General features: G+C 70.2%; 23 protein-coding genes. 5 read left to right on the top strand and 18 right to left on the bottom strand.

All coding sequences use genetic code 11. The features are described 5' to 3' along the window. Positions 1 to 11 precede the first annotated feature (11 nt). The 4 genes from ABZ893_RS06900 to ABZ893_RS06885 all read right to left on the bottom strand — a co-directional run bounded on the left by ABZ893_RS06900 (position 12) and on the right by ABZ893_RS06885 (position 3277). Entirely contained in the window at positions 12 to 554 is a 543-nt protein-coding gene (locus ABZ893_RS06900) for an FABP family protein (protein WP_361397972.1), read from the bottom strand. An 83-nt stretch (positions 555 to 637) separates the two neighbouring features. Continuing rightward, positions 638 to 1231, bottom strand: coding sequence for a GPP34 family phosphoprotein (locus ABZ893_RS06895; RefSeq protein WP_361397969.1), 594 nt, complete (start codon positions 1229 to 1231; stop codon positions 638 to 640). Positions 1232 to 1304: 73 nt separating this feature from the next. Beyond that, positions 1305 to 1937: a dihydrofolate reductase family protein gene (locus ABZ893_RS06890; protein WP_361397966.1), complete on the bottom strand. Its 633-nt coding sequence runs from the start codon at positions 1935 to 1937 to the stop codon at positions 1305 to 1307. 149 nt (positions 1938 to 2086) lie between these two features. Continuing rightward, entirely contained in the window at positions 2087 to 3277 is a 1191-nt protein-coding gene (locus ABZ893_RS06885; RefSeq protein ID WP_361397963.1) for a sugar diacid recognition domain-containing protein, read from the bottom strand. Between the two features lie 147 nt (positions 3278 to 3424). Here ABZ893_RS06885 and ABZ893_RS06880 point away from each other — a divergent pair, with 147 nt between their 5' ends. Next, the gene (locus ABZ893_RS06880; RefSeq protein ID WP_361397960.1) at positions 3425 to 4795 is read left to right on the top strand and encodes an MFS transporter; all 1371 of its coding nucleotides are present in this window, start codon (positions 3425 to 3427) and stop codon (positions 4793 to 4795) included. Then, complete coding sequence (locus ABZ893_RS06875; protein WP_361397957.1) at positions 4792 to 6069, top strand: FAD-dependent oxidoreductase; 1278 nt, start codon at positions 4792 to 4794, stop codon at positions 6067 to 6069. The genes ABZ893_RS06880 and ABZ893_RS06875 overlap by 4 nt, the downstream gene beginning before the upstream one ends. 124 nt (positions 6070 to 6193) lie before the next feature. Here the strand turns inward: ABZ893_RS06875 and ABZ893_RS06870 are convergent, their stop codons facing one another. Further along, complete coding sequence (locus ABZ893_RS06870; protein WP_361397954.1) at positions 6194 to 6634, bottom strand: VOC family protein; 441 nt, start codon at positions 6632 to 6634, stop codon at positions 6194 to 6196. 358 nt (positions 6635 to 6992) lie between these two features. Here ABZ893_RS06870 and ABZ893_RS06865 point away from each other — a divergent pair, with 358 nt between their 5' ends. Next, entirely contained in the window at positions 6993 to 8300 is a 1308-nt protein-coding gene (locus ABZ893_RS06865; RefSeq protein WP_361397952.1) for an amidohydrolase, read from the top strand. 65 nt (positions 8301 to 8365) lie between these two features. On the opposite strand, the gene ABZ893_RS06860 is transcribed toward ABZ893_RS06865, so the two are convergent. Genes ABZ893_RS06860 through ABZ893_RS06815 form a run of 10 tightly spaced genes read right to left on the bottom strand, consistent with a single transcriptional unit; the run spans position 8366 to position 13599 of the window. Further along, entirely contained in the window at positions 8366 to 8686 is a 321-nt protein-coding gene (locus ABZ893_RS06860; RefSeq protein ID WP_361397949.1) for a gas vesicle protein K, read from the bottom strand. After that, positions 8683 to 8874, bottom strand: coding sequence for a gas vesicle protein (locus tag ABZ893_RS06855; RefSeq protein ID WP_361397946.1), 192 nt, complete (start codon positions 8872 to 8874; stop codon positions 8683 to 8685). Before ABZ893_RS06855 ends, ABZ893_RS06860 begins: the two co-directional genes overlap by 4 nt. Then, positions 8871 to 9674: a GvpL/GvpF family gas vesicle protein gene (locus ABZ893_RS06850; RefSeq protein ID WP_361397942.1), complete on the bottom strand. Its 804-nt coding sequence runs from the start codon at positions 9672 to 9674 to the stop codon at positions 8871 to 8873. The genes ABZ893_RS06855 and ABZ893_RS06850 overlap by 4 nt, the downstream gene beginning before the upstream one ends. Then, positions 9671 to 9997 (bottom strand): gas vesicle protein, encoded by a 327-nt coding sequence (locus ABZ893_RS06845; protein ID WP_361397940.1) that lies wholly within the window; start codon positions 9995 to 9997, stop codon positions 9671 to 9673. Before ABZ893_RS06845 ends, ABZ893_RS06850 begins: the two co-directional genes overlap by 4 nt. Further along, positions 9994 to 11067, bottom strand: coding sequence for an SRPBCC family protein (locus ABZ893_RS06840; protein ID WP_361397937.1), 1074 nt, complete (start codon positions 11065 to 11067; stop codon positions 9994 to 9996). The genes ABZ893_RS06845 and ABZ893_RS06840 overlap by 4 nt, the downstream gene beginning before the upstream one ends. Then, positions 11060 to 11674 carry a DNA primase gene (locus ABZ893_RS06835; protein WP_361397930.1) on the bottom strand — a complete coding sequence of 205 codons (615 nt, stop codon included), beginning with the start codon at positions 11672 to 11674 and terminating at the stop codon, positions 11060 to 11062. Before ABZ893_RS06835 ends, ABZ893_RS06840 begins: the two co-directional genes overlap by 8 nt. Continuing rightward, positions 11671 to 11937, bottom strand: a complete 267-nt coding sequence (locus ABZ893_RS06830; RefSeq protein WP_361397927.1) for a gas vesicle protein GvpG — start codon at positions 11935 to 11937, stop codon at positions 11671 to 11673. The genes ABZ893_RS06835 and ABZ893_RS06830 overlap by 4 nt, the downstream gene beginning before the upstream one ends. Before the next feature lie 7 nt (positions 11938 to 11944). Then, on the bottom strand, positions 11945 to 12718 hold the full coding sequence (locus ABZ893_RS06825) for a GvpL/GvpF family gas vesicle protein (protein WP_361397924.1): 774 nt from the start codon (positions 12716 to 12718) through the stop codon (positions 11945 to 11947). After that, entirely contained in the window at positions 12715 to 13179 is a 465-nt protein-coding gene (locus tag ABZ893_RS06820; protein ID WP_361397922.1) for a gas vesicle structural protein GvpA, read from the bottom strand. Before ABZ893_RS06820 ends, ABZ893_RS06825 begins: the two co-directional genes overlap by 4 nt. A 45-nt stretch (positions 13180 to 13224) precedes the next feature. Further along, positions 13225 to 13599 carry a gas vesicle protein gene (locus tag ABZ893_RS06815; RefSeq protein WP_361397919.1) on the bottom strand — a complete coding sequence of 125 codons (375 nt, stop codon included), beginning with the start codon at positions 13597 to 13599 and terminating at the stop codon, positions 13225 to 13227. A 335-nt stretch (positions 13600 to 13934) separates the two neighbouring features. Between ABZ893_RS06815 and ABZ893_RS06810 the strand changes: the two genes are divergently transcribed. Further along, entirely contained in the window at positions 13935 to 14798 is an 864-nt protein-coding gene (locus tag ABZ893_RS06810) for a SigB/SigF/SigG family RNA polymerase sigma factor (protein ID WP_361397916.1), read from the top strand. 19 nt (positions 14799 to 14817) lie between these two features. On the opposite strand, the gene ABZ893_RS06805 is transcribed toward ABZ893_RS06810, so the two are convergent. Further along, on the bottom strand, positions 14818 to 15141 hold the full coding sequence (locus ABZ893_RS06805; protein ID WP_361397913.1) for a winged helix-turn-helix domain-containing protein: 324 nt from the start codon (positions 15139 to 15141) through the stop codon (positions 14818 to 14820). A 189-nt stretch (positions 15142 to 15330) separates the two neighbouring features. Between ABZ893_RS06805 and ABZ893_RS06800 the strand changes: the two genes are divergently transcribed. Further along, positions 15331 to 15609 carry an ANTAR domain-containing protein gene (locus tag ABZ893_RS06800; protein ID WP_361397910.1) on the top strand — a complete coding sequence of 93 codons (279 nt, stop codon included), beginning with the start codon at positions 15331 to 15333 and terminating at the stop codon, positions 15607 to 15609. Positions 15610 to 15718: 109 nt separating this feature from the next. Here ABZ893_RS06800 and ABZ893_RS06795 read toward each other — a convergent pair whose 3' ends face one another. Further along, positions 15719 to 17566 carry a transketolase gene (locus tag ABZ893_RS06795; RefSeq protein ID WP_361397908.1) on the bottom strand — a complete coding sequence of 616 codons (1848 nt, stop codon included), beginning with the start codon at positions 17564 to 17566 and terminating at the stop codon, positions 15719 to 15721. Positions 17567 to 18061: 495 nt separating this feature from the next. After that, a complete protein-coding gene (locus tag ABZ893_RS06790; RefSeq protein WP_361397905.1) occupies positions 18062 to 18478 on the bottom strand; it encodes a CBS domain-containing protein in 417 nt (138 codons plus the stop codon). Positions 18479 to 18626: the final 148 nt, after the last annotated feature.

Raw genomic sequence — 18626 nt, 5'->3', positions numbered from 1 at the left:
CGTGGTGGTGGCTAGCCCTCGCGCCGCAGGCGTGCCGAGAGGTGGTGCTGGAGCGGCATTCCGACGGCTTCGAGGTCGTGGGTGAACGTCAGCGTGCCGTCGTCGGTCAGCGTGTAGCGGCGGCGCGTGGCGCGGACCTCCTTGGCGGTGGGGGCGAGTGCCACCTGGTCGGTGGTGAGGTCGACGGTGGTGCCGTCCGCGCTGCCGACGGCGATCTCCGCGATGCCGGTCGGCTGCGTGATCAGCGACTCCACGCGCCCGTCGGGCTGGAGCCGCCACCAGCCGCTCTCGCGGGCCGACGGCCGCAGCGGGGCGCCGTCGGCGTCGAGCAGCCAGGCGCGGGCGTCGTACCGCAGGAAGGGCCGGCCGTCGTGGCTGAAGGTGACTTCCTGCGCGTAGCTGAAGTCCCCGTCGAGCGTGGGATATCCGCCCTCCCCGCTCCCCCGCCACGTGCCCAGAAAGCCGAGCACGGGCGCGAGCAGCGGGTGCGGGTCGGGGGCCTGGTCGGGGGTGGTGCTGTCGGGGTACGGGTGGGTGGGTGCGGGGTTGTTCACGGTGCGCGCTCCTGGGGTCGTCGTCTCCGATGCCTCGTGAAGCGTAGATCGTCGGACGGTTGTCGCCGGTCGCACCCGGCGGCTCACGCACCCCGCCAGATGTTGTCGAACGCGGCGTCCTCGATGGACCTGCGCTGCCGCTCCGCCTCCAGTTCCAGTTCCGCGCCGCCGACCGCCGCCAGCACGGCCACCACCGGGTCCGGCAGACCCGAGGCGTCGACCGTCGGCTCCTCTCCTCGCCGCAGAGCCGCGGCCAGGGCCAGGAGGACCGGCTCACCGTCCGCCCAGCGGGCTGCCGCGACCTGGCGCGCCGCCGAGTCGACCGTCTCGGGCGGGCTGGGCATCAGGCGGTGCGGCTTGCGGGCGAGCAGGCCCTCGCCTTGCAGCACGGTCACGTACTCCGCGGCCAGACCGCTCCCCCGGCGCCACAGCCAGTCGTCCACCAGCTCGTACGGCGCCTCACGCACCAGCGACGACACGGCCTTGCGCAACATGTCGTCGCCCTGCGCGGGCGCGAGCCCCGGCACGATGCGCTCGCCGGTGAGGGTGAGGGCTTCCACGCTCATGAGGTCGATGAGCTCCGCACCGGCGAGCGCGAGCGACAGGGCACCTTGGTCGGCGGGGACACCGTGTTCCCTGTCCAAGGAGATGAGCAGCAGGTCACGTGCGGTATTCATGGGCGGCTCCCTCTACTGGTGTCTCACACACCGCGATCTCCTGGTGTCTCACGCCCCGCGATCAACTCGTGTCTCACACACCGCGGTTCGGCGCACCCATGTCACCCGTGGCCGGTGTGCCGTCGGCGAGACCGTAGCGCAGGAACACGACGCCCTTCGGGGTGGACGCCGGGGGTTCGAGGAGCTTGACGTTGGCGGGCACCTCACCGCCGTCGAACACCTTCTTGCCGACGCCGAGGACGATCGGGTGCACCCAGAGGTCGAGCCGGTCGAAGAGCTTCTCGCGCAGGAGGCTCTGTACGAGGTCCAGGCTCCCGACGACCTTGATGTGCTGGTGCCGGTCGCGGATCTCGCGCACCGCCTCGGCCAGGTTCGGGCCCAGCTGTGTGGAGTCGGCCCACGACAGGTCGGGCTTGCCGCGCGAGGCCACGTATTTGGGGATGCTGTTGAAGAGAGTGGCGATCTTGTTGTCCTGACCGCCGTTCTGGTGGGGCCAGTACGCGGCGAAGAGGTCGTACGTCCGCCGGCCGAGCAGGAGGGCGTCCGTGCCTTCGTACGCGGAGAGCACCTGGTCCCCCGCGACCTCGTCGATGAGGGGTGCCTGCCAGCCGCCGTACGGGAACCCCTCCGGGTCCTCGTCGGGGCCGCCGGGCGCCTGGCCGACGAGGTCGAGGGTCGCGAACAGCTCGATGTGGACGAGTCCCATGGCTTACTCCCGATGAGTGGGTCGGTCCGGTCGGCGGCTCCGTCGCCGTCACCCGTCTCCGCCGGTTGTCTCCGTCAAGGGATAGACCGGCGGATACCCGCGGACTCATCGCCACGCCGGGAACCTCGTCCGTTGCGGGGGACTCCGGGTCAGCGTGAGCCGGGGGAATCGTCCGGGGTCAGCAGATCCGCCAGGCACGCCAGGTACAGGGCCATCGCCGTCTTGGGCTGACGGAGGTCATGGCCCGAGACCTCCGTCAGGCGGGTCAGCCGGTGCACGAGCGTGTTGCGGTGGACCCGTAGCCGGTCCGCCGTCCTGACCAGGTGGAATCCGCACTCCGCCCACGCGATCAGCGTCGCCCGCGCGTCGGGCCAGTCCGGGCGGGTCCGCAGCTCGCAGAGGAGCGCGTCGGCGTAGCGGGCCCGCTCGTGGCGCACGGCGGACACGACCAGATGCGGTACGCGCAGGTCGTGCGCGGCGAAGACCCGGGAGTCGGGTTCGAGGACGGGCCCGATGCGCAGGGTCGCCGCCGCGTCCTGGTACGAGGCGTGCATACCGGCGACGCCGGAGCCGGACTCAGCCACGGCCGCGCGGGCCGCGAGTCCGTGCCGTTCGCCGATGAGGTCGATGAGCACCTCGCAGCGGGCGGTGAGCGGGGTGCGCCGGCCGTCCGCCGCGTGCAGCACCAGGTACCGGCCCGCCGTGAGTTCGCCGGCCACGTCCTGACCGCCCGCGACGACCTCCCGCACCGTCCGCAGCAGCGACATGCGCGAGACGGTCATGCCGTCCGAGGCTCCCAGGGGCACGTCGAGGAGGACGGCCGTGCGCGGCAGTGACGGGTCGAGGCCCAGTTCGCGGGCTCGCCCCTCGACCGTGTCTGCGTCCATGGCCTCCGGGTCGTACAGGGTGATGTCCCGCAGGTGGTCGTCGACGGCGCGTTCGTGCAGCATCCGGGACCGCAGCAGCTGCGACTCGGTGAGGAGGATCTCGGTCTGGCGCTGGACGACGAGCCCGAACCGCCGGACCTCGTCCGGCTCGCCGGTCAGGCACACCGTGCCGACGACCTCCGCGCCGACGATGACCGGCAGGCTCATGCCGGGCCGCACTCCCGTCAACTCCCGTGCCTGGCGCGCCGTGTGCGTGGCCGCCTTGCGGGTGCGCAGCACTTCGTACGACGCCTCGTGGACCGTGCCGAGGCGTTCGCGGTCGCCGCAGCCGATGACGACGGCGGAACGGTCGGTGATGAGGACGTTGAACCCGGTGATGCGCCCGATGTCGCAGGCGATCTCCTGGGCCAGCTCGGGTGTGAGGACGGGCGGCGGGGTGTCCTGACGGCGCATGTGCGGAACGTACAGCCGAACGGCTCGCACGGGAACGGGGTTCGTACGCTTCGTACGGTGACGGGACGGCGGCCGCTCTCTACCTTCATCCAGCAACGGGCCTTCCCCAGCCCGTTCCCTCTCACCGCTTCTGCCCCAGGAGTCGGCATGTCCGTATCACTGGAGAACTCCCGCCCCAACAGAACGCATTGGCTCGTCACGCTCTACGCGGGCGGCGGCGAGTTCTGCGACGGGTACATCCTCAGCATCATCGGCGTCGCACTGCCGCTGATCACTCACGACTTCGGCCTCGGCGGCGCCATGTCTGGCCTGATCGGCTCCGCGTCGCTCATCGGCATGTTCGTCGGCGGCCTCGTCTTCGGCTGGGTCACCGACAAGGTCGGCCGGCAGAAGGTGTACCTCGCCGACATCGCCGCGTTCATCCTGCTGTCGGCCGGCCAGTTCTTCGTGTCCGACCCGTGGACGCTGACCCTGCTGCGCTTCGCGATGGGCATCGCCATCGGCGCCGACTTCGCCATCGCGGGCACGATCGCCTCCGAGTTCGCACCGCGCAACTCCCGCGGCCCACTCCTGGTCGTCATGGTGACGATGTGGTCGGTGGGCGCCGCGACGGCGTATGTCGTCGGCTACCTGATGATGAGTTCGGGCCATGACGACTGGCGCTGGATGCTCGCCAGCAGCGCGGTGCCCGCGTGTCTGATCCTGCTGCTGCGCTTCGGCACTCCCGAGTCACCCCGCTGGCTCATGAGCAAGGGCCGCACGGACGAGGCCCGCCAGGTGGTACGCCAAATGCTGGGCGCCGACGCCGAGTTGCACGACCTGGAGGCCGAGGCCGACACCACGGGCGCGCGCCGGTACACGGACATCTTCCGGGGCGAGTACGGGCGCCGGACCCTCTTCATCGGCGTCTTCTGGGCCTGCCAGCTCCTGCCCATCTACGCGATCACCACCTACGAGCCGACGATCCTCGCCTCGCTCGGTCTCAGTCATGGCAACAGCGCCTACCTGGGCTCCGTCGCGCTCCAGATCTTCTTCGTGCTCGGCTCGCTCTCCGGGATCCTCTTCATCAACAAAGGCCGTCGGCCACTGCTGTTGTGGAGTTTCGCGCTGGCCGCCGTGCCCTTGCTGGTGCTGTCGCTCCTCGCCGAGCCGTCCCCCACGGCGGTCCTCGTCCTCTTCGCCGTCTTCGGCCTCGCGTCGTTCTCCAGCCAGTGCCTCCAGGCCGTCTATCCGTCGGAGCTGTTCCCGACGTCGATCCGCGCCACGGCCAACGGCTTCGCCACCGGCGCCAGCCGTATCGGCGCCGCGATCGGTACGTGGGGTGCGCCGGTCGTGCTCGGCCACAGCACCCGGCTCGCCATGTTCCTGGGCGCGCTCATCTGCGGCGTCGGCTGGCTGGTCTCGTACCGCCTCGCGCCCGAGACCAGCGGCAGGAGCCTCGCGGAGACCAGCTCGGACGGTACGTACGACGTCACCGCCCCCGACGTCCCCCGGCCCACCCTGACGGAGCCCTCGTGAGCACCCCCTCTCCCCTGTCCTCGGCCCGGCCCGCGACCGCGCTCGTGGTCGGCGGCGGAGTGGTCGGCCTGGCCTGCGCCCACGCACTCGGCCGGGCCGGGCTCCAGGTCACCGTTCTGGAGCGCGACCGGATCGGCAGCGGGGCCTCGCGCGGCAACGCCGGTGAGGTCTGCCCCGACATCGTGGAACCGCTCGGTTCCCCGGGACTCGCGGTCAAGGCCGTCGCCGGAATGCTCCGCCCCGCGAGCCCGCTGTGGATCAACCCCGTTCCCAGCGCCCGCCTTTGGGGTTTCCTGGCCCGCCTCGGCCTGCACAGCACGAGCCGTCACTACGCGGCGGGCGCGGCGTCGCTCGCCGCGCTCGCGGAGGACACCTTCGCCCTGTTCGAGGAGTTGGAGGCTCTTGGGGTGGACGGCGGGGCCGCGAAGAACGGCTTCCTGTTCGCGTATCCGTCGCACAAGGCGGCCGAGCACGGGCTCGCCGCCTTCCGTCGACTCGGCGCACCCCTCGCCACTGAACTACCGCTCACAGCTGACGAGTTGGCCGACATGGAACCCGCGCTTGGGGCTGCGGCCCGAGCCGGATTCGTGGTCGAGCACCAGTGGTCCCTGGACCCGGCACGCTTCGTCGAGTCACTGGCCCAACGGCTCCGCGCGGACGGGGCAACGCTCGTCGAGGGCGCCCGCGTCACCGCCGTACGCCGGGCCGGGGGACGCACCCATGTGCGCACCAGCGCCGGTACGTACAGCGCCGACGTCGTCGTCATCGCCGCCGGGGTGTGGTCGCGTGAGCAGCTGCGCGGGCTCGGTGTGGACGTCGACCTGGTGGCGGGCAAGGGCTACAGCTTCGCCGTCCCCACCGACGAACTGCCCACGCGGCTGGTCCACCTGGGCTCGGCGAAGGCCGTCCTCACGCCGCTCGGCAAGCATGTACGGGTCGCCGGGACGATGGAGTTCGACCGCGACCCGGACCGGTTCCGCCAGCGCAGGGTCGACGCGATCGCGCGGGCCGCCCGCCCGTATCTGCCCGGCGCGGACTGGGACCGGCGGGAACAGGAGTGGATGGGCCCGCGCCCGATGACGCCGGACGGCCTGCCCCTGATCGGCCCGGTGCCGGGCCGGCCGGGCGTCTTCCTCGCCACGGGCCACAACATGCTCGGCCTGATGCTGGCGCCCGCGACGGGCAGGCTGATCGCCGGTCTGGTGACGGGGACGGCGGACGGGAGCCTGGCGGCCCGGTTCGCCCCGGAGCGAGTGGCCCGGCGTATGCGCTGACCGGCGAAACGCCCGTCGGCGGAGAGCAGCCGGGCTGACCGGCGATACGCCCGCCGGCGGAGCAGCTGGGCCGACCGGCGGACGCCCTGCCGGCGGAGCAGCTGGACTGGCCGGCGGACGCCCGTCAGCCCAGCTGCTCCGCGAGCCCGATGACGATCCCCTCGGGTCCTCGGACGTAGCAGAGCAGATAGCTGTCCTGGAAGCGCTCCACCGTGCCCACGAGTTCGGCGCCGTGGGCGCGCAGGCGGGCGATCACGTCGTTGATGTCGTCGACGGTGAACATGATGCGGCGCAGACCCAGCGTGTTGGACGGCGCTTCCTTGGGTTCCGGGGTGATCGCAACGGGCTTGTGGAACTTGGCCAGTTCCACTCGCCCGTGGCCGTCCGGAGTACGCAGCATCGCGATCTCCTGCTTGACGTTCTCGAGCCCGATCACGCGCTCGGCCCACCGCCCTTCGAGCGGCGACCGGCCTTCCAGTTCCATGCCGAGTTCCACGAAGAACGTGATGACGGCGTCGAGATCGTCGACGACAACGAGCACGTTGTCCATCCGCCGGATCGTCATGCGGGGCCTCCTTGAGACGGGAGCAGTTCCTTCATGGTCGACCTTCGGGCTCCCGGCGGCGCCCATTTCCCGTCCCCGGCCGCGCCGTTCCGCCGGCCCTCCGGCGCGCCCCGAAGCCGGGTTGTATACCAAACCTGAGGCACCGGCACCACGGAAGCTTCGAAAGGCCCGAAATTCGGCGTGAAAGCGCCGCTGACCTTTCCCTCTCCCTGACGGCATCCTTGCCGCACCTTTACTAATTGGTATACCAATTGGCGGGCCAGCCCCCCATGCCCCTGTGGGGAGCCCGGGCATCACGCCCTGACGCACGCCCGCGCACCCACCCGTACGTCTCTGACACCACACTGAGGAGAACCGTATGACTCCCCCTCCCCTGTCCCGTCGCGGCGTCCTCGCCGGTGCCGCGCTGCTCGGCGCGACGACGACGCTCGGCACGGCCGGGGCGGCGCAGGCCGCAGCCGCGCCGGCCGCCGGAGGCAAGGCGCCCCGCAAGCCCGTGGTGTTCCGCAACATCCGGCCGTTCGCCGCCGCCGAGGCCGTCGACCTCACGGTGATCGACGGTATCGTCGCCGCCGGGCCCGCGCCCAAGGGCGCCAAGGTGATCGACGGCGGCGGCCGTATCGCGCTGCCGGCCCTGGTCGACGCGCACATCCACCCGGACAAGACCAGCTGGGGCGGCTCCTGGGTGTCCCGCAAGCCGGCGAGAACCATCGCCGACTTCACCGAGCAGGACGTCGAGCTGTTCAAGGCGCAGAAGCGTCCGGTCGCCGAGCGGGCCTACGGCCTGATGGCGCACGCCGTGACCCGCGGCACCCGCGCGATGCGCGCGCACGCCGACGTGGCGCCCGCGTTCGGCCTGGCGGGCGTCGAAGGCATCGCCGAGGCGCGCGAGCGGCTCGCCGACGCGCTCGACGTGCAGATCGTGGCGTTCCCGCAGCACGGCGTCGTCCGCACGCCGGGCACCGCGAAGCTCCTGGAGGACGCGGCGCGCGCGGGCCTGATCGACATGGTCGGCGGCATCGACCCGATCAGCTTCGACAACGCCCTCGACGAGCAGCTCGACCTGGTCTTCGACCTCGCCGACAAGTACGACGTCGGTGTCGACATCCACCTGCACGACCGGGACGAGAGGGGCACGAGGGTCCTGCGCGGCATCATCGACCGCACCAAGGCCCTTTCGCTGCGCGGCAAGGTGACGGTCAGTCACGTGTTCTGCCTGCCGTACATGTCGAAGGGCGACCTCGAGACGATGGCCGCCGATCTGGCGGCGCAGGACATCGCCCTGACGACGGTGGCGCCGGGCGAGAACACGGTGCTGCCGATCGCCACGCTGCAGAAGCACGGGGTGCGCGTCGGCCTCGGCTCGGACGGTGTCCGTGACTCCTGGAGCCCGTTCGGCAACGCCGACATGTTCCACCGGGCGCACATCCTCGGCCAGATCACCGACGTCCGCCTCGACGAGGAGCTGACCGCCTGTTACACGGTCGGCGCCAACGGCTCCGCCGACGTGATGGGCCTGCCCCACGTCGACTTCAAGCCCGGGTCGCCGGCGGACTTCGTCCTGCTCAAGGGCGAGTGCGTGCCGCAGATCGTGGTCGACCTGCCGCAGCGCGACATGGTCGTCCACGGCGGCCAGGTCGTGGCCCGCGCCGGCGAACTCGTCTGACCGGGTCGTATTGACCGCAGTTCCCCGCAGCCTCCTGGGGGTGCGGGGAACTTCGGCGCGTGATGTCAGTCCCTGGGAAGCAGAGGGCCGAGCGGGCCGAGGTCCAGGTTGAGGTCCTCGGGCCGCAGGTCGTACCGCTCACGCAGTTCGGTCATGCGGTCCTCGAGGAGCATGAGGGTCAGCCCGATCCGCTCTTCCTGTTCCGGCGTCAGCTCGCCGGTGTCGAAGCGCCGCACGGCCTGACGTTCCATGAGCTGGTGGAGCAGTTCGACGACGGTCAGCACGAGCTTGACGAGGTCCCGTTCCACGGTGTCGGGGTCGAGGTCGAGGTGGCTCCTGCCCGTTAGGCTCTTCCCCGTCTCGCGGGGGCGGTTCTCACTGGTCACGTCAAGTCACCCCAGGGTGCGGGCACTTGGTCGTTCACAGCGCTGATGAGCGCGTTCAGGTCGATGCGTACGAGGTCGACGTCCGCGATACGCAGGGTGAGCTGCCCGGTGACCACTACGCCGCCCGCGAGGAGCCGGTCCAGGAGGTCGACGAGGCTGAACTCACGGTGCTCGATGAGGCTGCTCACGTCCCCTCCTCGTTCTGGGTTCGGTGGGAGGGCTCGCTGAAGGAGTAGGCCGCCCAGGGGCCGGTGAGTTCGACGCGCAGGTCGGTCACCTCGCCCTTGGCGCCGTCGACCAGTGCGACGAACTCCTCGGATCGTGAACGCGGCACGAGGTAGGCGGCGTTGAGGATGTTGCGGCCCGCCGCTCGGGAGAGGGTGGCGCTCTGCGGCCGGTGGATCCGGTCGTCCTCCGCGTACTCGGCGAGGGAATGGTGCAGGCGCCCGGCGAATTCCTCGGCGCGGTCCCAGGTGGCTTCACGTGCGCGGTGCAGGGTGCGCCGCCGGCGGAGATAGTCCCGGCCCGTCGTGGCGCCACCGGTGTCACGCGGTCCCTCGGCTTCCGTGGCCTGTTCCTCGGGGGCGGCTGGGCCGGCGTAGATCTTGACGCCCCATTCGACCCGCCCGTCGAGGCGGTCCAGGGCGCGCAGGAACTCCTCCTCGCGGTCCCGCAGCATCGCGCGTACGGCGTCGTCGTCCCGGAAGACGGTCCCGAGGCGCAGGGGCAGCGGGCTGGTGACGTTGGTGAGCGCGTCGATGACCCGGTGGTGGGCGCGGGCGGTCGCGCTGAGGAAGTCCAGGTCCTCCAGACGGGCCCGCAGCGGTTCTTCGGCGAAGTCCCGCTCCGCGACGGTGCTGGCCACGGCGGTCAGGCCGTCATGGCGGATCACGGCGAGCGGGGCTCCGGCGATGCCCGTCACCTCGTTCCGCGACGCGTCCGGCAGGGCGCCGCAGATGGCGTACACGTAGCGCAGCCCGCCGTTCATCGGGCCTCTTCCTCGATACCGGCGCGTTCCAGCTCCTCAAGTCGCTGGCGCAACTCCTGGTTCTCCCGGGCCAGTTCCTTGCGGCGCGCGCCGGACGACAGTGCGGGGTCGTCCTCCCACCAGTCGATGCCCATCTCCTTCGCCTTGTCGACCGAGGCGACGATGAGCCGGAGTTTGATGGTGAGCAGTTCGATGTCGAGGAGGTTGATACGGATGTCACCGGCGATCACGATGCCCTTGTCGAGGACTCGTTCGAGGACGTCGGCAAGGTTGGCGCCACTGCTTGGCCCGTAGGGCTCTGGGAGTCGGCCGGCGGTGGTCATCGGTGGCTCCCGGTCTCGACGGGCTCCGCTTCGTCGTCCTCTTCTTCTTCCTCCTCGTCGTACTCAGGTTCGTCCGCGTACTCCGGTTCGCCTTCGTCCTCCATTTCCCCTTCTTCCTCCTCCTCTTCTTCGTCCCTCGGCTCCCCTTCGTCCTCCGGCTCGTCCTCGTCGTACTCCTCGTACTCGCCCTCTTCTTCCTCTTCTTCCTCGGCGAGTGCGTCCTCGTGGCTGCGGACCACCTCGCCGTCGCGGATCTCGCCGCGCCAGCTGTCCTCGGGCTCGCCCTTGATCGTGACGGACCGGGCGAAGTTCTTGAGGTCGAGCCGGGTCCGGCGGCCCTGGGCGCGCCAGATGTTGCCGGTCTTCTCGAAGAACCCCTGGGGGTAGTACTCCATGACCAGCAGGACGCGGGTGAGGTTCTCGGTGATCGGGTGGAAGGAGACGACGCCCTTCGTCGTGCCCTTGGCTCCCTCGGACGTCCAGGCGATCCGGTCGTCCGCGATCTGTTCGGTGGTACGGGCCTTCCAACTCCGGTTGGACAAGGCGACCTTGAGGTGCCATTCCGACGTGGTGTCGTCGGAGCGACTCGCACTCTTGACGCCCTTCGCGAAGGTGCTGAAGTCCTGGTACTGGGTCCACTGGTCGTACGCCGTGCGCAGCGGTACACCGACGTCGATGAACTCCATGATGACGGTGGGCTTCTTGCCCGCGCTGCGCTTGCGCTTTGCCTTGCCGCCGGTCAGGTTCTGGAAGGCACCTTTCACCTGGTCCTTGGCGCGGCCCGCACCGATCTCCAGCATGGAGCGCAGCGGCCCCTTGCCCTCGGCGAGCTTGCGGCCGCTGTCGCGGACGAGCCGGGTGAAGCCGGGGCTGTTGCCTTCGGCGATGTCGTTGAGTTTGCTGGTCGTCTCGCCGAGCTTGTGTCCGACGCCGACGAGGAGCCGCTCGGTCTGGGCGGCCAGATAGTCCTGCACCTCCGCCTTGAGCCGTTCGGCGGCCTCGCTCTGGGCGAGGTCGGCGAGAGGGCTGTCCTTCACCTGGCCGGTTGCGCGTCCGGTGGTGTCAGTCATCTCCACCGCCTCCGCTCGATGCCCGGGTCTTCGTGGTGCGGCGCGCCGAACTCTTCTTGGCGGGAGCCCTCTTGGCCGCCGGCTTCTTCGCTGGACCCTGCTTCGTGGTGCGCTGCTTCGAGGCGGTCTGCTTCGCGGCGGGCTTCCTGCCGGAGGCCTTCGTGCGCGGCCGGGACGGCCTGCTCTCCTGCGCACCGGACTCTTCGTCCTCGTCCCCGGGACGCCGGTCCTCCTCATCCCGGGGGCCACGGTCCTCCTCTTCCTCGCCGTTGCCTTCCTCCCTCGGAGCCGTGTCCTCGAGCTCCTCGCGGATCTGCTCGGTCCGCCCGTGCAGGCGGTCGGCGAGGCTCTCGACCTGCCGCTCGATCAGTGCTCCGGAGGCGGCCTTCCCCACCCCGCTCAACTCGCCGCGCACCTCGTCCGTGAGCTCCTTGACCTCGGGACTGCCCTGCAGCTGACCGGACACCAGGTCCGCGACTGCGCGGGGGCTCAGCGGCAGTTGTCTGCCGGCCACCATGCTGCCGACCGCGAGGGCCAGCTTCATCTTCCTCGTACGTCCCAGGACGTACCCGGCCCCGAGAGCGAGGCCGATTCCCAGTCGGTTCATGACGTCGTCCAGTCGTCCGTCCCTGCACCGGGGTGGTGCAGGCCGATTTCCAGTCGGTCGAGCAGTCCGTCCTCGAGCCGGTCGAACTCGGCCTCGTCGATCTCGCCCGACTCGAGCCTCTCCTCGAGCTGGGCCAGCTCGGCGCGGACGACCGCCGGGTCGTAGTACTGCCGCTCCGCCTCGGCGAGTGCCTGCTGCACCACCCACCGGCTGCCGCGCACCGGCGCGAACGGCAGGAGCAGCACCTCACTGATCAGTCCCATGCGCTCATCACTCCCTGCCGGCGCCGCCCGAACCCGCCGCCGCGCTCGCCGGCTCGGACGGACCGGGCTCGACGAAGCTGTAGGGCGGCAGCGGTCCGTTGACGCGCAGATCCAGATACGGGTGGCCCTCGCGGATCTCCTCCACCGCGGCCAGGAACTCCTCGGCAGACCGCTGGTCCACCAGCAGCGACACGTTCGCCAGCCAGCCCGAGGACTCCGGGCCGACGCTGATGGATTCGGCGAGCTTCTCCAGCTCCCGCCTCAGCTCCTGGCCGTCCTGCTCCTCGCGGCTCTGCACGGCGGCCGCCACCATCTCGCCCAGGCGCAGCCGTTCCTCCTGACTGCCCCCGCCCGCCCGTCTGTTGGCGTCCGCGGTGGCGCGGACCCGCGGGTCCTCCGTCATCACGCGCAGCAGGACGGCGTCTTCGTCGTGGCTGGCCTTGACGTTGTACTCGGACTTGCCTTCCAGCGCGGCGAGCCGTTCCCCGTAGTGTTCGGCGCGCTCGGCCAGCACCCCGGTGACGGCGTCGTCGTCGTGGGCGATGCTGCCGAATCTCATGGGCAGCACCGTGCCTCCGGCGCCCGCCTCGCTGAGCACGCTCTGGTGGGCGAGCAGATCCCGGCGTTTAGGCCGCAGTCCGTCGGGGGCGTCGCTGACGATGGCCGCCAACTCGCCCTCCCGCAGGACGCGTACCGAACGCGCCGGCTCGCCGATGCCTCTCATGCCCTGGGGAAGCGAGGGGTGCGAGGCCGCCGCGATGCCGTAGACGTAGGTGCTCACTCCTGCTCCTCCTCCTTCTTCCTCTTCCGGGTGCCGGACGTGGACCTGCGGGTGTGGGGCCTCGATTCGGCTTGGCGGTCCTCGGAGCGTGACCGGGACTGCTCATCGCCACGCGCCTGTTGGAACGCGTCCGAGACGGTCTCGGCGGCTCCGGTCAGCGCGCCCTTCGCCTTGCCGCGGCTGCCGGACTCGGTGATCTCGCCGACCAGGTCGGGCAGGCCGGGTTCCTTGTTCTGCCCGGACTCCAGATCGATCCGGTTGACCGCCTCGGCGAACCGCAGATAGGTGTCCACGCTGGCGACGACGACGCGTACGTCGATCTTCAGGATCTCGATACCGACGAGGGAGACCCGGATGAACGCGTCGATGACGAGCCCCCGGTCCAGGACGAGCTCCAGGACGTCGTACAGACCGCTCGGGCCGCCTCCCCCGCCGGCCTGCTGTGTCGGGACAACGGTCATACCGACTGCTCCTCCTTCGTCTGCCCGGTCCGCGCGGGGACCGGGCTAGCCTCCGTCGGGCCGGTGCGGATCGGCCCTTCCCCGTTCGTAACGGCGAAGACGGTGATAACCGGTGAGTTCGCCCGCGGGGTCCAGGTCCACCTGGTAGCTCGCGAGGAGGCTCATCGTGTCGGGCACCTTGGCAAGTTCCAGTGCCTCGATCTCCAGCCTCCAGCCGCCCTCCGTCCGCTCGAAGGACGAGACGGACTCCGCGGCGATCCCGGTGAGCTCGGCGAACTGCTCGCGCGCACGGCGCAGCACGTCCGTGGGGCGCTGCCGGTTCTCCGTCGCGTCGCCGTCCGAATCCCGGGTGGAAACCTGGGAATCGTTTGAACTCGAAGCGGTCTTGCGTGGGGAATTCTTATGGGTTGCGTCAGCCATAACTGCCTCTTCAGGCGGGTGACCCCCGCCTCCGCCGGCCAAACATCCGGGACGCTTCCGGTTCCGGTATTTGTACGGGATCCGGCAACTCGCCGATATTCAGGACCTGTTGGCCGGGCTGGGGTACGTATGCCCGCGCACTGCGGGTCCCGATTCGAATTCGGCTGCTGTTGGAGCGACAATGGCAGGACAGGCGCGCAACAACGGTGCTTCGGACCAGAGGCATCCACCGCGAGCGGCGTACCGCTCCCTGGGGTCGCCGACCGTCCGGGCGCTTCGCTTTTCTTCGCTTCTCGCGGATGGCCCCCGCCCAGACCGTTGAGGAGCGAATTTTCATGCGCACCCCTCACACACGTACGTCTGACACGCGTACGCCTCCCACACCTACGCCTCACACGCGTACCGCCTCCTGGCACACACGCACACCCGCACGCCGTCCACACGGCGACAGCCCCGACACGGCGGCGGCCTTCGCCCACCTGGCGGGCCTGAGGGAAGGGCCCGAGCGGGACCTGCTGTGCGAAGAGGTTGTCGAGGCCTGGCTCCCCGTGGCCCATCGCATCGCCGGCCGCTTCCACGACAAGGGCGAGAGCATCGACGACCTTCGCCAGGTCGCGGCCATGGGACTGCTCCGGGCCGTCAACAACTACGACCCGCGGCGCGGCCCCTTCGAGTCCTACGCCGTCCCCACCATCCGGGGCGAGCTGCGCCGCCACTTCCGCGACCATATGTGGGACGTCCACGTCCCCCGGCGCGTGCAGGACCTGCGCAACAAGGTGCGGCTCGCCCGCCGCCACCTCGCGCAGCAGCCCGGAGCGGGTCCGGAACCCAGCGTGGCCGCCGTCGCCGCCCACACACAGCTGACCGAGGACGAGGTCCGCGACGGCCTCACCGCCCTCAACGGCTTCAGCGCACTCTCCCTCGACGCCGGGCTCCTGCCCTCCGACGACGACGTCTTCAGCCTCGCCGACTCCCTCGGCGAACCCGACGAGGCCTACGACGTGATCACCGACCGGGAAGCCGCCAAAACCGGCCTGGCACACCTACCCGAACGCGAACGCACCATCCTCTACCTCCGCTTCTTCGAGGACATGACACAGAGCCGCATCGCGGAACACTTCGGCATCTCGCAGATGCACGTGTCCCGTCTCATTCATGCCAGTTGTCGCCGTGTACGCGAGGAAGCGACCCGCGATTGAGTACGGCTGAGTACAGCTTTCAGGGCAGCCGTACGTGGTGCTCAGTGTCGTGTCGGACCAGGAGGGCCAGGAGGTCCGCCACGGTCAGACCGGACTCGGCCGGGTGGCGCAGGATGGTTCCGTCCTCGACGCGATACGTGTTGGACCGGCCCTGGCGGGTGTGCGTGAGATAGCCGTCCCGTTCCAGATCCGAGACGATCTTCTGGACCGCCCGCTCGGTGAGCCGGCACCTGGCCGCCATGTCGCGGATACGGGTGGTGGGGTCCTCCGCGATCGCCGCCAGCACGCGGGCGTGGTTGGTGAGGAACGTCCAGCCCGTGTGCGGTTCCGGTACTCCAGCCATAATGCCAAGGATAATGTTTGATTCGCGCATTCAAATAGGTGAATCGGATTTCCGGTATCTCTTGACGTATACGGCGGACCGGGCGGACGCTGGGAGAAGAGCAGACGCACGAAACGCGATGGAGTGACTGCGATGTCGGGACGCGCAGATCTCGCGAATCTCACACTGGCAGAAGACGTCCGGCCGAACTTGCACATTAACCCGTCCGCCGAGCGGATCGAACTGGTCCAACTACGGCGGGCCATGGAAACCCGGCCCGCCATCGACCTGGCACGCGGGATCCTGATGGCCACTTTCGGCCTGACTCCCGAGGACGCGTGGTCCGTCCTGGTCGCGGTGTCGCAGAACACCAACACGAAACTCCACGCGGTGGCCGGCGACCTCGTCCGCTCCGTCAGAGGCGAAGCGCTCCCGGAACCCGTCCGGCAACAACTCGCCGCACGGATCACGGAACTCGGGAAGACCTAGCGGGCCGCCACTTGGACATCAGTGTCGTCGGCGCAGCCTGCGTATCCCGGCGCCTGCGTGACCCCGCGCCCCCATGCCACCGCATAACCCAGGTCAGTGCACAACCAGCTCAGTGCGCAACCCCCGTCTCCACCAGCAGCCGTGCCGCCACCGCGATCGTCTCGGCGTCGATGCCGGCCGTGTGCAGCTGCTCCGCGGGGGTCGCCGAGCCCGGCATCGTCCGGACGGCCAGCCGCACAAGCCGTGGTACGGGATGGCCGTCGGTGAACGCGTCGAGCACCGCGTCCCCGATGCCGCCCTCCTCGCGGTGGTCCTCCACGGTCAGGAGGCAGCCGGTCATCTCGGCGGCCTCGCGCAGCGTGGGGACGTCGACGGGCTTGACCGAGTAGAGGTCGATCACGCGGACCCGGACACCTTCGCCGCGGAGCGTCTCGGCGGCCTTCAGCGCCTCGTGGAGCGTGACGCCCGCCGCGACCACCGTCAGCCGGTCCTCTCCGGACGCGCGCAGCACCTTGCTCCCGCCGATGGGGAAATCCTCGGTGGGGCTGTAGATGACGGGGGTGTCGCCGCGGGTCGTACGCAGGTAGCGGACGCCGTCGAGGTCGGCCATCGCCGCGACGAGCTTCGCCGTCTGGTTGGCGTCGCACGGGTACAGCACGGTGGAGCCGTACACCGTCCGGAACATCGCCAGGTCCTCGAGTCCCATCTGCGAGGGCCCGTCCTGTCCGATGGAGACGCCCGCGTGCGATCCGACGAGGTTGATCCCGGCCCCGCTGATCGAGGCCATGCGCACGAAGTCGTAGGCGCGGGTGAGGAACGCGGCGAAGGTGGACGCGTACGGCACCCAGCCGCGCGCCGCCATCCCGACCGACGTGGCGACCAGTTCCTGCTCGGCAATGTAGCACTCGAAGAAACGGTCGGGGTGTTCCTTGGCGAAGAACTCGGAACGGGTGGAGTCGCTGACCTCGCCGTCCAGGGCGACGACGTCGCCGCGGGCGGTGCCGAGGGCGGCGAGCGCAGTGCCGTAGGCGTCGCGGGTGGCGATCTCGTCCCCGGTCGCGTAACGGGGCAGTTCCACATGGCCCGAGCCCACGGGGTGCAGCCTCCGTGCGGCGGGCGGGTGGGGTACCTCGACGCGCAGGTCGCGTACGCCGCCGAGTTCGGCGATGGCTTCCTCGGGGTCGGGCAGCGGTTTGCCGTGCAGGCCTTCGCGGTCCTGGACGGATGCCACGCCCTTGCCCTTGAGGGTGCGGGCGAGGATCACGGTCGGCTGCCCGCTGGTGGACACGGCCTCGTCGTACGCGCGGTCCACTGCGTCGACGTCGTGTCCGTCGATCTCGACGGTGTGCCAGCCGAAGGCCTGGAACCGGCGCGCGTAGGAGTGCAGGTCGTGCCCGTGACGGGTGGGGCCGCGCTGGCCGAGGCGGTTGACGTCGACGATCGCGGTGAGGTTGTCCAGGTGCTCGTATCCGGCGTGTTCGGCGGCCTCCCACACGGAGCCCTCGGCAAGTTCGCTGTCGCCGCACAGCACCCAGACGCGGTATCCCGTCCGGTCGAGCCGCTTGCCGGCCAGCGCGATGCCGACGCCGACAGGCAGCCCCTGGCCGAGCGAGCCGGTGGCCGTCTCGACCCACGGCAGCCGCCGGGGTGTCGGATGCCCTTCAAGTCGGCTGCCGAGCCTGCGGAAGGTGAGCAGCTCGGTGTCGTTGATGGCGCCTGCCGCCTTGTACGTCGCGTACAGGAGCGGGGAGGCGTGCCCCTTGGAGAGCACGAACCGGTCGTTGCCGGGGTGTGCGGGGCGGTCGAAGTCGTAGCGCAGGTGGTTGGCCAGCAGGACGGCCATCAGGTCGGCGGCGGACATCGAGGACGTGGGGTGCCCGGAGCCGGCCGCCGCGGCGGCGCGGACACTGTCGACGCGCAACTGCTGTGCCAGTTCGGTGAGTTGACGGGACTTCATGTCGCTCCTCCCTGATGGCGGCGAGCACCTGCCGGGCAACGGCTCACCTTGCGTACGAGGACGGCCACCCCGCCGACGAGCAGGGCAACCCTGCCGACCCGCCCCCGGTTGCCCGGGTACCCGACGCGACCGCCGTGACACATGACACCGCTCGCGCGGGGAAGTTTCCTCGCCGGCCAACGGGCCACTCGGGTGGGAAGTCCCTGCGTCCCTCGAGGAGTCTTCATGACGGAGTCCTTCGGCCCCCAGGCCGCGGAACTGGCGGGCCGGATCGGTGACGGGCTCGTCACGACGGCCCGCGGGCCTCAAGGTCTAAGGAGCAGCAGGGGTTCTTCGGCTTCCACCGCACCAAGGTGCTGCCGCAGCTGGGGAGTTGAGCGCTCGCCCGATCACTGTGACTGGACCCGGCGGACCCGGTGAGCCGTCACCGGACCCGGGAAGGGCGCCGCCCGCCGGGTCCAGTCTGATGCCTGATGCCTGATGGACGTGCGGCGGTCAGTCGGTGGACAGCGCTTCGAGGAGGTGTCCCACCTGCGGGTCCGGCAGCGCGCGGGCGACGTCGGCCTGCGCGACCATGCCGACCAGGATGTGTCCGTCGATGACGGGCAGCCGGCGGACCTTGTTGGCGGACATGGTGCGCAGTATCTCGGCGGCGTCGTCACCGGCGCCGATGGTCACGGGCTTGCCCTGGGCCAGTTCCCCCGCCTCCGTACGCATCGGGTCCTTGCCCTGGCCCAGTACCTTCACCACGATGTCGCGGTCGGTGAGAACGCCCTTGAGCCGCTCGTCGCTGCCGCAGATGGGCAGCGCCCCGACGCCGAGTCCGGCCATCTTGCGCGCCGCGTCCACCACGCTCTCGTGCTCGCCGACACACTCCGCGTCAGCGGTCATGATCTCTCGCGCGGTCACCATCATCTGCTCCTTTCGTACGGTCTGCTGTCCCGGTACGAGCAAGCACGCCCGCATCCGGAGGGCCCGGGTACCCGAAGGCCCCGCCGTCACGCACGCCCCTTCCACGCGGACCCGGGCCTGTGTGCGTGCGACGATCACGGGTACCCGG

The organism is Streptomyces sp. NPDC046821 (assembly GCF_040645335.1).
Lineage (GTDB): Bacteria > Actinomycetota > Actinomycetes > Streptomycetales > Streptomycetaceae > Streptomyces.
The sequence above is the reverse complement of the archived record's forward strand: the minus strand, read 5'-3'. Positions and strand labels throughout refer to the sequence as shown.